The 12,972-nt window shown below is 69.4% G+C and carries 10 protein-coding genes and 1 pseudogene; 6 read left to right on the top strand and 5 right to left on the bottom strand.

Going from position 1 to position 12,972, the window contains the following annotated elements; all coding sequences use genetic code 11:
• Window positions 1-41: 41 nt before the first annotated feature.
• A pseudogene (tnpA, locus tag OG798_RS08275) lies at window positions 42-358 on the top strand (IS200/IS605 family transposase); the annotation flags it as partial.
• Between the two features lie 191 nt (window positions 359-549).
• A complete protein-coding gene (locus OG798_RS08270; protein ID WP_267060790.1) occupies window positions 550-1,404 on the top strand; it encodes a GNAT family N-acetyltransferase in 855 nt (284 codons plus the stop codon).
• 35 nt (window positions 1,405-1,439) lie between these two features.
• Here OG798_RS08270 and OG798_RS08265 read toward each other — a convergent pair whose 3' ends face one another.
• On the bottom strand, window positions 1,440-2,468 hold the full coding sequence (locus OG798_RS08265) for an aldo/keto reductase (protein WP_097226749.1): 1,029 nt from the start codon (window positions 2,466-2,468) through the stop codon (window positions 1,440-1,442).
• 426 nt (window positions 2,469-2,894) lie between these two features.
• Here OG798_RS08265 and OG798_RS08260 point away from each other — a divergent pair, with 426 nt between their 5' ends.
• A complete protein-coding gene (locus OG798_RS08260; RefSeq protein WP_328756711.1) occupies window positions 2,895-3,272 on the top strand; it encodes a MerR family transcriptional regulator in 378 nt (125 codons plus the stop codon).
• Window positions 3,273-3,294: 22 nt separating this feature from the next.
• Here the strand turns inward: OG798_RS08260 and OG798_RS08255 are convergent, their stop codons facing one another.
• Window positions 3,295-4,044: an MBL fold metallo-hydrolase gene (locus OG798_RS08255; protein ID WP_121418643.1), complete on the bottom strand. Its 750-nt coding sequence runs from the start codon at window positions 4,042-4,044 to the stop codon at window positions 3,295-3,297.
• 245 nt (window positions 4,045-4,289) lie between these two features.
• Here OG798_RS08255 and OG798_RS08250 point away from each other — a divergent pair, with 245 nt between their 5' ends.
• Window positions 4,290-6,296 (top strand): ricin-type beta-trefoil lectin domain protein, encoded by a 2,007-nt coding sequence (locus OG798_RS08250; RefSeq protein ID WP_328756710.1) that lies wholly within the window; start codon window positions 4,290-4,292, stop codon window positions 6,294-6,296.
• A 104-nt stretch (window positions 6,297-6,400) separates the two neighbouring features.
• On the top strand, window positions 6,401-7,174 hold the full coding sequence (locus tag OG798_RS08245; RefSeq protein WP_095856434.1) for a GNAT family N-acetyltransferase: 774 nt from the start codon (window positions 6,401-6,403) through the stop codon (window positions 7,172-7,174).
• Between the two features lie 52 nt (window positions 7,175-7,226).
• On the opposite strand, the gene OG798_RS08240 is transcribed toward OG798_RS08245, so the two are convergent.
• Window positions 7,227-7,490: a GlsB/YeaQ/YmgE family stress response membrane protein gene (locus OG798_RS08240; RefSeq protein WP_095856435.1), complete on the bottom strand. Its 264-nt coding sequence runs from the start codon at window positions 7,488-7,490 to the stop codon at window positions 7,227-7,229.
• 233 nt (window positions 7,491-7,723) lie between these two features.
• Here OG798_RS08240 and OG798_RS08235 point away from each other — a divergent pair, with 233 nt between their 5' ends.
• Window positions 7,724-9,166: a hydrolase gene (locus OG798_RS08235; RefSeq protein ID WP_328756709.1), complete on the top strand. Its 1,443-nt coding sequence runs from the start codon at window positions 7,724-7,726 to the stop codon at window positions 9,164-9,166.
• 75 nt (window positions 9,167-9,241) lie between these two features.
• Here OG798_RS08235 and OG798_RS08230 read toward each other — a convergent pair whose 3' ends face one another.
• Window positions 9,242-10,024, bottom strand: a complete 783-nt coding sequence (locus tag OG798_RS08230) for a hypothetical protein (RefSeq protein WP_257016977.1) — start codon at window positions 10,022-10,024, stop codon at window positions 9,242-9,244.
• Between the two features lie 157 nt (window positions 10,025-10,181).
• Complete coding sequence (locus tag OG798_RS08225) at window positions 10,182-12,938, bottom strand: glycoside hydrolase family 2 protein (protein WP_328756708.1); 2,757 nt, start codon at window positions 12,936-12,938, stop codon at window positions 10,182-10,184.
• Window positions 12,939-12,972: the final 34 nt, after the last annotated feature.

Raw genomic sequence — 12,972 nt, 5'->3', positions numbered from 1 at the left:
CCCCAGGCTAGCGACGAGAATTGATCTGTGTCACCGAGACCGACGAGCTCCTCACGCGCTGCGAGGAGATCATGCGGGACGTGTGCGCGGATTTCGGCGCTCAGCTGCACGAGTTCAACGGCGAGAAGGACCATGTGCACCTGCTGGTCCACCATCCGCCCAAGATCGCTCTGTCCCGGCTGGTGGGCTCATTCAAGGGCGTCTTCGCGCGCCGCCTGCGCCAGGCATTCCCCGACCATATCCGCCGCTACCTGTGGGGCGACCATTTCTGGTCCCCGTCCTACTTCGCGGATCCGCAGACGGCGCACCCCTTACGGTCATCAAGGAGTACATCGAGAACCAGGAACGTCCTGGGTGAGCCATCAGCGGCTCCGCCGCCACGACACGGCGGCGCTCCGCGCCACCCCACCAAGGATGCGATTCCTCCTGGGCGCAAACGCCCGGGATTCCTCGCAAGAATCAAGCTGAAATCCCCGTGGAGATCGGGAAGGATGCTGCGGGCGCGGGCGACCGCCGCGCACCCCCGCCGCAAGCGAATGGAGCGCACACATGACTTCTCCGGGTTTCGCGGATCTCGTCGTCGCCCGGGCCTCGCTCGACGACTGGTCGGTGATCAGCGGGTGGGCGGGGGACGAGGGATGGAATCCGGGGCTGTCCGACGCACCGAGCTTCTTCGCCCAGGATCCCGAGGGTTTCTTCATCGGCAGGATCGACGGGCAGCCGGTCTCGGCGGTCTCGGTCGTGACGTACGACGCCGACTACGCCTTCCTGGGCTTCTATCTCGTACGACCCGATCTGCGCGGCCGCGGCCACGGCCTCGCCACCTGGAAGACGGCCCTCGCCCACGCCGGCGGCCGGACCGTCGGTCTGGACGGTGTGGTGGCGCAGCAGGACAACTACCGCAAGTCCGGCTTCGAACTCGCCCACCGCACCGTCCGGTTCATCGGAACCGTGCCGGCGGAACAGACGCCACCGGGGGTGCGGCCCGCCGCAGCGGCCGACTTCGCGTCGATCGCGGCGTACGACAGTGTCTGCTGCCCGGCCGACCGCCCCCGCTTCCTGGAACGGTGGCTCACCGGTCCCGGCCACCGCACCTTCGTCCGCGTCGCCGACGGCCACCTCACCGGCTACGCGGTGATCCGGCCCGCCCTCGACCGCCCGCGCGTGGGCCCGCTGTTCGCCGACACCGCCGAGGATGCCCGCGCCCTCCTGCTGGCGCTGGCCGCCGACGCTCCCGGGGGCGAGGTCGCCATCGACATCCCCGAGTCGAACGTGCCGGGCGTCGCCCTCGCCGAGGAGTTCGGCCTCACCCCCTCCTTCGAGACCGCCCGGATGTACACCGGCCCGGTCAGGCCGTTCAGCGGCGAGCGGGTCTACGGGGTTACCACGCTCGAACTCGGCTAGGGCGGCCTGTCCGGTGGATCAGGCCGGGCCCCGGTTCAGGCGGCGGAGCGTTCGTCGGGCAGGCGGCGGCGCAGGGCGGTCTGCTGGATGGCGGGCGGGTTGTAGGCCATGTCGAGCGTCCCGATGTCGGTGCCGGGCGGCACGATCGCGTCGATCTGGTCGAGGAGCTCGTCGGTCAGAGTGGTCTCCGCGCCCGCGAGGAGGTCGTCCAAGTGGGCCATCGTGCGTGGTCCGATGATCGCGGAGGTGACGCCGGGGTGGGCGATCGCGAACGCCATGGCCAGGTGCGTCAGCGGCATCCCCGCCTTCTCGGCCAGGGGGATGAGCTGTTCGACGATGTCGAGCCGGCGTTCGTCGCTGAGGTGCTTGAAGCCGAAGGCGGCACGGTGGCTGTCGGCCTGGCGGTCCTTGCGGTAGCGGCCGGTCAGCAGGCCGCCCGCGAGCGGGCTGTAGACCAGGGCGCCCATGCCGTAGCGCTCGCAGACGGGCAGCACCTCGCGCTCGATGCCGCGGTTGAGGATCGAGTACGTCGGCTGCTCGCTGCGGAACCGCGTCAGGCCCCGTCGCTCGGCGACCCACTGCGCCTCGACGAGGTCCGAGGCGGGGAAGGAGGAGGTGCCGATGGCCCGGACCTTGCCCGCGCGCACCAGGTCGGTGAGGGCCGAGAGGGTCTCCTCCACGTCGGTGTCCGGGGCGGGCCGGTGGATCTGGAACAGGTCGACGTGGTCGGTTCCGAGCCGGCGCAGCGAGTCCTCCAGCGCGCGGACCAGCCAGCGCCGCGAGTTGCCCCGCTGGTTGGGGTCGTCCCCCATGGGGAGGTGGGCCTTGGTGGCGAGCACGACGTCGTCCCGGCGGCCCTTGAGGGCCTTGCCGACGATTTCCTCGGACTCGCCGCGTGAGTAGGCGTCCGCGGTGTCGACGAAGTTGATGCCCGCGTCCAGCGCCTTGTGGATGATCCGGACGGAGTCGTCGTGGTCGGGGTTGCCGATGGCGCCGAACATCATCGCGCCCAGACAGTAAGGGCTGACCTTGATGCCGGTTCGGCCCAGTGTGCGGTACTTCATGAGTCTCCTTGCGCGTCGGCCATTGCCCGCCGTGGCGCGTCAGGCCGGCAGAAACGGAACAGCGTTCAGCATGGACAATACGGAACGGCGTTCCGGTTAGCAAGGGGGAGCATCGTGAACGAGGAAGCGACTCGGGAAGCCGATGCCGCCGTGGTCCCGCACCGGTGCGTCCACTCCCGAAGTGGCGAAGACTTTCCGCGGCCGCAGTGATCAGGGCGTCGGTGCTGCGTTGCGCGTCGGCGCGCAGCCGCTTACGGGGCTGCCCTTCCGCCGACCACCGCCAAGGCGGTCGCGGGGGCCGGCACCCTCTACCGCCCCCGGCGCAGGGGTACCCGCCCGCCCGCCGGTTCGCCGGGCAGGCCCGGAACCCGCCACCGCACCCAGGGCGCGAGCAGCGCGGAGAGTAGGGACGGCACGCCGAAGGTCATGAGGATCGGTGAGCTGTCGCGCCGCACCGGCGTCCACACCCGGATGCTGCGCTACTACGAGGAGCAGGGCCTGCTGCGCCCCGCGCGGGTCGCCAACGGCTATCGCTCGTACGGCGACGCGGCCGTCCCGTGCGTACGGCAGATCCGCGGACGGCTCGACTCCGGGCTCACCACCGAGATCATCCGTGTCATCCTGCCGTTCCTGTCCGACCCCGGCGAGATCCCTCTCCACCCCGAGTGCCTGACCCAGGAGACCGCCGCACTCCTGCGGAGCGAGATCGACCGCATCCAGAGCCGCATCGACTGCCTGGCCCGCAACCGGGACGCGCTGCGGGCCTACCTCGACACCGTCCAGCCGGGAACCCCGCGGCCCTGAGTCGGCGGGCTCACGGCGGCCGTCAGTTGGCGAGTGCCCGGGCGCGCTGGGCCGCCTCGCTCACGGATCCGCGGTGCACGGGGCCGTGACCGGGCAGCAGGACGTCCGCCGAGAGTGCCTCGATGAGCTTCAGCGACGCGAGGGCGTTCGCGCGCTCGGCGTGGAACATGGCGGGCAGCAGCTGCGGTCCCTGTATCCGCGAGGTGGGGTGGCCGCTGACCAGGGCGTCGCCGGAGATCACGATGCCGGCGTCCGGCAGGTGGTAGACACAGTGTCCGGCGGTGTGCCCGGGTGTGTGCACCGGCACCGGACCGCCGGGAAGATCGAGCGCCCCCTGGCCGGGGAACGGCTCGGGCCGGGTCATCCGGACATCCGCCTTGCCGCCGGACCGGATCGCGTGCACCGCCCAGGGCAGCACGCCGGGACGCCAGGCCTGGCGCATCACCTCGCCCACGCTCACCTGCTGGAGGAACTCGCGGCGCGCGTGCGGCACCTCCTCCTCGTGCAGATGGACCGGGACGCCGTATGTGCTGCTCAGGTACTCGGCCGACCCGAGATGGTCGTTGTGCGCGTGGGTGATGAGTACGGCGCTGATGGCCTCGGGGGAGTGGCCGAGCGCGTCGAGGGAGGCGAGGACGTCCGGGCGGTCACCCGGATATCCGGTGTCGATCAGGGTGACGGCGTCCCCCTCGGTCAGGATCACCCAGTTGGTGTTGCTGCCGTGAACCAGATGGATTCCGGCCGCCACCTCGACGATCGCGTCCTCGCGCATGACCATCCCGATGCTTGAGATCTTTGCCGGCCGGGTCGGGCCGGATCGAACCGAAGGTACCGCGTGCGGGTGGCGACGCGACGGGCGGCCTCCGGGGCGCGGAGACGTTCACCGACGGTGTGGCCGAACGTGAACGGGCTCTGCCGGCAAGGGACTTGACGCGCCTGCGGAATGGCGGCTCCCATATGGCGAGTCTCGTTGACTTTTGTTCGAGTCTGCGAACAAACCGCCCAAGGGAGAGCCGCATGTCCCCCCATTCGCACACCGCGCGCCTCAGGGGCCTCCTGAAGCGCGCAGCCGTTCATGGCGTCGTCCTGGGCCTGGCCATCGCCGGATTGGCCGGAGTCGGACGCTCCGCCACTTCGCTCACCGCCGAGCCGACCGCCGTCAGCACCAACCAGATCGGGGTCGCACCGGCCCCGATGGGCTGGGCGTCCTGGAACACCTTCGCCAGCGTCATCGACTACGACACCATCAAGGCCCAGGCCGACGCCCTCGTGTCGTCGGGCATGGCCGCCGCGGGCTACAAGTACGTCAACATCGACGAGGGCTGGTGGCTGGGCACCCGCGACAGCAGCGGCAACATCACCGTCGACACCGCCAAGTGGCCGGGCGGGATGAAAGCCATCGTCGACTACATCCACAGCAAGGGCCTCAAGGCCGGGATCTACACCGACGCGGGCAAGAACGGCTGCGGCTACTACTACCCGACCCCCTCGGGGACGCCCGCCGCACCCAACACCGGTATGGAGGGCCACAACCAGCAGGACCTGGAGACCTTCCAGAACTGGGGCTTCGACTTCCTGAAGGTCGACTGGTGCGGCGGTGACGCCGAGGGCCTCGACCAGGAGACGACGTACAAGGCGATCCGCGACGCCAACACCGCCGCGACCGCGGTCACGGGCCGCTCACTGGTGCTGTCACTGTGCGAGTGGGGCACGGGCAACCCCTGGAACTGGGCTGCCGGCACGGGCGCGATGTGGCGCACCAGCACCGACATCGTCTACTACCCCGACAACCCGACGATGACCAGCATCCTGGCCAACTTCGACAAGTCGCTGCACCCCGCCGCCCAGCACACCGGTTACTACAACGACCCGGACATGATGACGGTCGGCATGAACGGCCTGAGCGCCGCCCAGAACCGCACCCACATGGGCCTGTGGGCGATCTCCGGCGCCCCCCTGCTCGCGGGCAACAACCTGGCCACCATGAGTGCGACGACCGCCTCGATCCTCACCAACTCCGAGGTCGTCGCGATCGACCAGGACCCGCGCGGCCTCCAGGGCGTCAAGGTCGCCGAGGACAGCACCGGCCTGCAGGTTTACAGCAAGATCCTCTCCGGTACCGGCAAGCGCGCGGTCCTGCTGCTGAATCGTACGTCCGCCGCGGCGAACATCACCGCCCGCTGGCAGGACATGGGTCTGACCACCGCCTCCGCCGCCGTACGCAACGTCTGGTCGGCGTCCAACGCCGGTTCGTTCGCGACGAGTTACACCACCAGCGTCCCCGCGGGCGAGGGTGTGCTGCTCACCGTCTCCGGCACCGAGGCGTCCGGGACGACGTACGAGGACACCACGTCCGCGACGACCCCGGCCTTCACCGGAGTCACGGCGTCCGCCGCGGGCACCGAGTTGATCGACATCACCTACGCCAACGGGGGTACCGCGGACCGCAAGGCGACGCTTCAGGTGGGTGGCCAGTACGCGCAGACGCTGGCCTTCCCGCCCACCGGCTCGGCGACCACCTACCGGACCGTCTCCGTCCTCGCGTCCCTGGCGAAGGGCTCCAACACGCTGACCTTCGGGGCCTTGGGCACCGCGCCCGACATCGACGCCGTGGCCGTGCGCGCCGTCCCGGGCACCAACGGGACGGCGGTCGTCGGCACCGGATCCGGACGGTGCCTGGACTTCTTCAAGAGCACGATCACCAACAACAGCCAGGCCGAACTGTGGGACTGCGGCGGTGGCCAGAACCAGACGTTCACCTACACCTCGCGCGGTGAACTGGTGGTCTACGGCAACAAGTGCCTCGACGCCTACAACAGCGGTACCGCCAATGGCACCAAGGTCGTCCTGTGGGACTGCAACGGCGGCACCAACCAGAAGTGGACCTTCAACTCCAACGGAACCGTCACCAACAATGTCTCGGGCCTGTGCCTGGACGCGCTGGGCGCCGCGACGGCGAACGGAACCCTGATCGACCTCTGGTCGTGCAACGGCGGATCCAACCAGCAGTGGACCCGCAACTGAACCGTGCCTGACCAGGGACGAAACACCGGGGTGGAGTGGGCCGATCGACTCCGCCCCGGTGCAGAGCCGTTGCCCTATGCGCTCCGGGGTGCTGGAGTGACCCCATGGATCACGTTGCGGTACTGGCCCTGTTCGACCGGGACATGCGGGAGGGCGCGCGGCCCGACAGCCCGGGAGCCCGGGTCGAGCGCGTCGACAAGGTGGTGCGCCAGGTCGGCACCGAGCACGGCTGGAACGGAGTGATCTGGTCGGACCTGGACGAATCGATCGCCGATGCCGCGATCGCCGAGCAGATGCGCTACTTCGGCGAACTCGGCCGCGAGTTCGAGTGGAAGCTGTACGGGCACGACAAGCCCGAGGGCCTGGGAAAGCGGCTGCGCGCCGCCGGGTTCGTCGCCCAGCCCGAGGAGACCCTGATGATCGCCGAGTTGGGCGACCTCGCGCTCGACGCCCAGCCGCCCGAGGGCGTACGGCTGCTGCCCGTCACCGACCGCGCGGGCGTCGACCTCGTCGCGGACGTCCACGAACAGGCCTTCGGTACGGACAGCACCCGGATGCGCCACCAACTCCTCGCCCAGCTCACCGGCGACGAGGACAACGTCGTCGCGGTGGTGGCCCTCGCCGGTGACGTCCCGGTCAGCGCCGCCCGCATGGAGCTGGTCCCCGGCACCCGCTTCGCCGGCCTCTGGGGCGGCGGCACCATCGACTCCTGGCGTCGCCGCGGCATCTACCGCGCGCTGGTCGCCCACCGCGCCCGCGTCGCCGCCGAGCGCGGCTACCGCTATGTCCAGGTGGACGCCACCAGCCAGAGCCGCCCGGTCCTCGCCCGTCTGGGCTTCGAGCCCCTGACCACGACAACGCCGTACGTGTACGGGTGACACCGGACGTCGTCCGGGCGGGGACGGCGTCACCGACCGCCGGTCGGCCCCGTCAGCGGCGCACCTTCACCCGGTCGAGCGCCGCGACGCCCACCGCCGCGAGTCCGATCTGAATGAGCCACTCGATCCAGTCGACGCCCTTCGTGTTCGCCACGCCGAACGCGGCGGCGATCCCCGAGCCGATGAACGCGGCCACGATGCCGACGAGGATCGTCCACAGGATGCCGATGCGCTGGCGTCCCGGGACCACGAGCCGGCCCAGTATGCCGATGATGATGCCGATGAGAATGGCACTGATGATGCCTGAGATCTCCATGTCCGCCCCTTTTTGCCAGGACCCCCGCAGTTAGGTGTGTTCCCCCTGCGGGCGAAGACAGTCCGTTCCGCTTTCCGGCCGTCCCGCGTCCGCTCCGACGGGCTCCTGTTCACTCGCGTTCCTGTCATGTACCGTTCAAGAATCTGTCGCGCGGCAGACGGCCAACCACCGTTCTACGCGCGCAGACTTGGCGCCCGCACCGCCTCTCCCCACCCCTCATGGAGGTTTGCAGGATGCTCGGATTCAGAAGATCCCGCCACAGACTCACCACGGCTGCGGCCGTGTTCGGACTGCTCGTCGCGGGTGCGGCCGTCCAGGCGTCCGCGGCCGCTCCGGCCGCCGCCGCGACCCCGCACCGCATCCTGCTCGACAACGCCCACGCGGAGACGGCCGGCAACGCCGACTGGATCATCTCCACCAGCCAGCCCGACCCGCTGGGCCAGGACTCCTCGCCGTCGGCGGAGACCGATTGGACCGGCGCCCTCTCCTCCTGGGGTGTGGCCCTGCAGAAGACCGGCGACTACAGCCTGAAGACGCTGCCTTCGGGCTCCAGCCTGGCCTACGGCGGCTCGACGGCCACCGATCTGTCGAACTTCGACACGCTGGTGCTGCCCGAGCCCAACACGCTCTTCACGACCGCGGAGAAGACCGCGATCATGACGTTCGTGAAGAACGGCGGCGGTCTGTTCATGGTCTCCGACCACACCGGTGCCGACCGCAACAGCGACGGTGAGGACGCGGTCGAGATCCTCAACGACCTGATGACCAACAACAGCGTCGACTCCACCGACCCGTTCGGGTTCTCCATCGACACGCTGAGCATCAGCTCCGACTACCCGAGCGCCATCAGCGACAGCAGCAACGCGGTCCTGCACGGCTCGTTCGGTACGGTCACCAAGAGCCTGATCGCCAGTGGTACGACGGCCACGCTCAAGCCGGCCGACAACTCGGCCGTCAAGGGCCTGCTCTACCGCACCGGATACTCCGGCAACACGGGAGCGTTCTTCGCCACCAGCACCTTCGGCAGCGGCCGAGTGGCGTTCTGGGGCGACAGTTCGCCGATCGACGACGGCACCGGTCAGTCCGGCAACACCCTGTACGACGGCTGGAACGACACCGGCGCCACCGACGCCGCCCTCGCCCTGAACGCCACCGAGTGGCTCGCGGGCGGCGGCAGCAGCGGCGGTGGAGGGGGCGGCGGTACCTGCACGGCCGCCCAACTGCTCGCCAACCCCGGCTTCGAGTCGGGCAACACGTCCTGGACCGCGACCAGCGGTGTCATCACCAACAGCTCCAGCGAGGCCGCCCGTACGGGCTCCTACAAGGCTTGGCTGAACGGCTACGGCTCGGCCAACACGGACACGCTCTCCCAGTCGGTCACCATCCCGTCCGGCTGCGCGGCCACCCTGAACTTCTATCTCCACGTGGACACGGCCGAGACGACCACCAGCACGGCCTACGACACCCTCAAGGCCCAGGTGCTCAACAGCAGCGGCACGGTCCTGTCGACGCTCGCCACGTACTCGAACCTGAACGCCGCGTCGGGCTACACGCTGCGCAGTTTCGACCTGTCCAGCTACGCCGGGCAGACGGTCACCGTCAAGTTCACCGGTACCGAGGGCTCCACCCTGCAGACGTCGTTCGTCCTCGACGACACGGCGCTCAACGTGAGCTGAGCGCGAACAAGTGAGAGGGCGGGCCCAGGAGCGGGCCCGCCCTCTCGCGCACCGGAGTTCGGGGCGCCCGCCGCGTCAGGCGACGTGATGCGTCTTGACGCCGCCGGCCTCGAAGTCGTAGACGTACTGATTGATCCGCAGACCGTCCACGGCGCCGACCCACATGTGGTCGCGGCCTTTGCCCACGGCGGCGGAGTAGATGGTCGGCACCGGGCCGCCGTCGTTGAGCGAGGTCCTCAGCTGCGCGAGGGAGCAGTGCGCGACAGGGCCGTTGCAGGCGGTCTCGCCGCCCGTGAGGTACCAGTAGCCGGTCGTGGTGGCATCGATGTAGCCGCTCCAGCGGTTCGTCACCGGTGCCGCGTCCGGTACCCACACCAGCGCGGAGTAGTTGTCGCCGGGGTGCGCGCTCACGTTCGGATTGATCTCGAACCTGATGTTCGGCATGTTCTTCGTGCCGCCGTAGTTGATGTTCGCGCCGGTCTGGAAGACGTGGAACCCGACCTTGTTCAGGCTCAGCACCGGATCGCCGAGGAAGTCGACCTCGTTGCCGAAGTCCACCCTCTCGCTGGGACTGGTCAGTGAGGTGGACCTGTCCGCGACCTCGATTCCGAGGCTGCCCTTTCCGTAGGGCGGCCTGCCGGAGGAGTCCAGCACGCCGGCGGAGCCGTACGGGCCGTTCCTGAGAGCGGCGACGGGGGAGCCGATCGTGGTGCGGGTGATCACACCCCAGTGCTCCGAGTGCACTCGGTTTCCATCAGCGAGAGCGGGCACCGATCCCGGGACGGTCGAGGCGAGGATCGCGGCCAGTGCGGTGGCCGCAAGCGCCTTTCCCCGGCTCACGCCAAAACGAGCTTTCACGCTCACTCCTTGCAGGTAGTCGGAGAGTCGAGGTGCGCCGGTGTTCGGCCGGCGCGACGCCCGTCACGCTATTCGACTCTCTGTGACGGAATCGGCAGCGACATACCCTAGACATATGACTATTCAGGTCATAAGGCATGAAACGCGCGAGTCGCTGTCACCCTCCGTGTCGGGTGGATCGGGTGCCGGCCGCCGGGACGGTCGTCTCCGGCGTGTTCCATCCCGAGACCCGAACCCGGGGGGCCGAACCGTGCAGGTCGGCCGTCCGGTAGGTGGCGGTGAGCGTCGTGGACTCGCCGGGCCACAGGCTGACCTGGTTGTCGGACCACCGAACGGGCAGGACGGGCTTGCCGGCGGCGTCCACGAGGTGCACGTCGGTCAGCAGAGAAGGAGTCTTCCCGGTCCCGGTGTTCCGTACCGTGACGGTCGTCCTGGACGCGCCGTCCACGCCGACCGAGGTCGAGGCCGTCGCCGAAACCGGCACCCGTGCCATGGAGTTGAGCCCCTTGAGGTCCGCGTAGCTCGTCGTCGGCGTGTAGTACCAGTCGGTCTTGGCCCAGTCGAGGGTGTCGGACTTGGTGGACAGCCAGTAGACGTTGCGGCTGACCTCCTTGCCCTCGGCGTCGGTGAGGACGAGGCGCGCCAGGTAGGTCGTCGACAGGCCGGTCACGGAGGACGGCACGGTGAGGGGGGTGCTGTGGGCGCCGTCCCCGTCCACGCCCACCCCGGTCGCCGTCCTGTCGTACTTCTGGCTACCGTCGGTGTTGAAGAGCGTGACCCGGGCCGTGAGTCCGGACACGGAGGCGTGCCGGTTGTTCACGACGACGACCGAGCGGGTGTCGTAGGAGTACTGGATGTGCAGCGGCTCGTTCCCCTTCTTGGCCCCGAAGTAGGCGCCGCCCTGGTCGAGGTATCGGTCCATCAACTGCCAGTGCAGTGACGTCCATCCGCTGTTGAACATCCAGTAGACGACCCCGGTCGCGGGCTTGGCGGAGTCGGTGGAGTTGCGCCCGTACGCCTCGTACTGCGCGCGTACGTTCTCGTACTGGGCGAGCTGTGCCTTGCGTACGTAGTCGGTCAGGCCGCTCGGCGCTCCGTACCGTCCCGCGAGCGCGGCGTCGTACAGCTTGAGCGTGCCGAAGGTCGACGACGGTGAGCGGTGGTACTGCTTGGCGGTCGGGTTCTTCCACAGGGTGTCCAGCTCGGCGGGGGACATCATGCGGCGCAGGGTGTCGAGGGTGGGGATGTCGGGGCCCGCGCTGGTCTCGGAGTTGAAGCCGGTGGCGCCGCCCTCGCGCTTGGCGTACCAGTAGTTCGGCGGGATCCAGTCGTAGGGCCCGGTCATCTTCATGCCCGAACTGCCGCTGATCGGGGAGGACTTGTCGGAAGCGGCGGCGACCACGGGGTTCGGCCAGTCGGCGTCGGCCAACGCGTCGAGGTAGTTCTTCTCGATCGTCGCGTCCGGCGCGAAGTCGCTGCCGATGAGGAAGGAGATGACGCTCGGGTGGTCGCGCAGCCGGGCGGCCTCGGCGGCCATCGACGCCTTGGCGACGGGGTAGTCGGCCGCGGTCCACTTCTCCCCGGCCTCGCTGCCGTTGACGTTCCCTTCCCACTTGTCGCAGCATTCCCAGCCGGGCAGCGTGAGGATGCCGTACCGGTCGGCGAGGTCGAAGAACTCGTCCGGCTCGATGTGGCCTTCGAGGCGGATGGTGTTGAGGCCGAGGTCGAGCGCGTACTTCAGCCGGTCCTCGACATACGTCCGGTCCCAGCGCAGGAACTCGTCGGGGGACCAGCCTCCGCCCTTGATGAGCAGCTTGCGACCGTTGACGCTGTACTGCCGGGCGCCGTCGGAGTTGAGGGGCGCCTTCACCTCGCGGATGCCGAAGTTCTCGTGCGCGGTGTCCGAGGCGGTGCCGCCGACGGAGGCCGTCAGGTCGAGGCCGTACAGCGGCTGTCCGCCCATGCCCGCGGGCCACCACACCTTCGGCGCGCTCAGATGCAGGCCGGGGGTGTCGGCGGGGGAGAAGGTGACGGTCTTCGTCTCGTGCGCGGCGAGGGAAACGGTCTTGCTGAAGGAGCCGACCGGGCCGATGCTGCCCGACACCGTCGCCGTGACGGGAGCGCTCGTCTCGTTGCGGGCCTCTGCCTTGACCGTCAGGTCCGCGGAGGCGAGCGAGGGAACGGCGAGCTCGGTCACGACATGCGCGTCGCGCAGCGCGACCGGACCGCCCCGGCGGACGAGAACGTCACGCACGATGCCCATGTTCTGGTCGGGCGGAGGCTGGAGCCAGTCCAACCAACCCATGGTCAGGTTCTTGGTGGGCACGTTGGGCCGGATGCGGAAGGCCACCGTGTTGGTGCCCGACCGCACCAGCGAGGTGATGTCGAGTTCGTGCCGTGTGTAGGCGCCCGCAACTTCGGCGGCGGTGGCGACCCGCTTGCCGTTGACGTAGACGTCGGCGGCCGAGATCACCCCGCTGAAGTCCAGGTAGCTGCGCGCGGTGGTGTCGGTGGCCGTGAAGTCCGAGCGGTACCACCAGGGGACCTGGAAGTCGGCCTTCGGGATCTTCTGCTGGTTGGTCGAGTAGAACGGGTCGGCGTACTTGCCGTCCGCGAGCAGCGCCGCGAGGACGGTGGAGCGGGAGCCCGCCGAGTACCAGCCGCTCGCCGGATAGCCCGGGCTCGAGACGTCGGCCGCCGCGTCCGTGACCTTGGCCGTCGACTGGATCGCGTACCCGGACAGCGCGGTGGTGCTTCCCGTGGTGGCGGGCACCGGGGTGACCGGCACGCGTGCGGCCGCGTCGGGTCCGGCGCTCCGGGACCCGGCCCACGCGCTGGTCGGGAGGGTGCACAGGAGGCCCAGGGCGACGGCGGCCGTGGCGGAACGCCGTCTTGGGGCAGGGTGATGGAACACGGTGGTCTCCTTGGGGGTGGGGAGCATCCGCGCT

This window comes from Streptomyces sp. NBC_00271 (assembly GCF_036178845.1).
Lineage (GTDB): Bacteria > Actinomycetota > Actinomycetes > Streptomycetales > Streptomycetaceae > Streptomyces.
This window is presented reverse-complemented; position numbering and strand designations above follow the sequence as displayed.

Excerpts from the sequence above, each read along its gene's own strand:
- OG798_RS08270 (WP_267060790.1), top strand. The coding sequence starts at position 550 with ATGACTTCTCCGGGTTTCGCGGATCTCGTCGTCGCCCGGGCCTCGCTC.
- OG798_RS08265 (WP_097226749.1), bottom strand. The coding sequence starts at position 2,468 with ATGAAGTACCGCACACTGGGCCGAACCGGCATCAAGGTCAGCCCTTAC.
- OG798_RS08260 (WP_328756711.1), top strand. The coding sequence starts at position 2,895 with ATGAGGATCGGTGAGCTGTCGCGCCGCACCGGCGTCCACACCCGGATG.
- OG798_RS08255 (WP_121418643.1), bottom strand. The coding sequence starts at position 4,044 with ATGCGCGAGGACGCGATCGTCGAGGTGGCGGCCGGAATCCATCTGGTT.
- OG798_RS08250 (WP_328756710.1), top strand. The coding sequence starts at position 4,290 with ATGTCCCCCCATTCGCACACCGCGCGCCTCAGGGGCCTCCTGAAGCGC.
- OG798_RS08245 (WP_095856434.1), top strand. The coding sequence starts at position 6,401 with ATGGATCACGTTGCGGTACTGGCCCTGTTCGACCGGGACATGCGGGAG.
- OG798_RS08240 (WP_095856435.1), bottom strand. The coding sequence starts at position 7,490 with ATGGAGATCTCAGGCATCATCAGTGCCATTCTCATCGGCATCATCATC.
- OG798_RS08235 (WP_328756709.1), top strand. The coding sequence starts at position 7,724 with ATGCTCGGATTCAGAAGATCCCGCCACAGACTCACCACGGCTGCGGCC.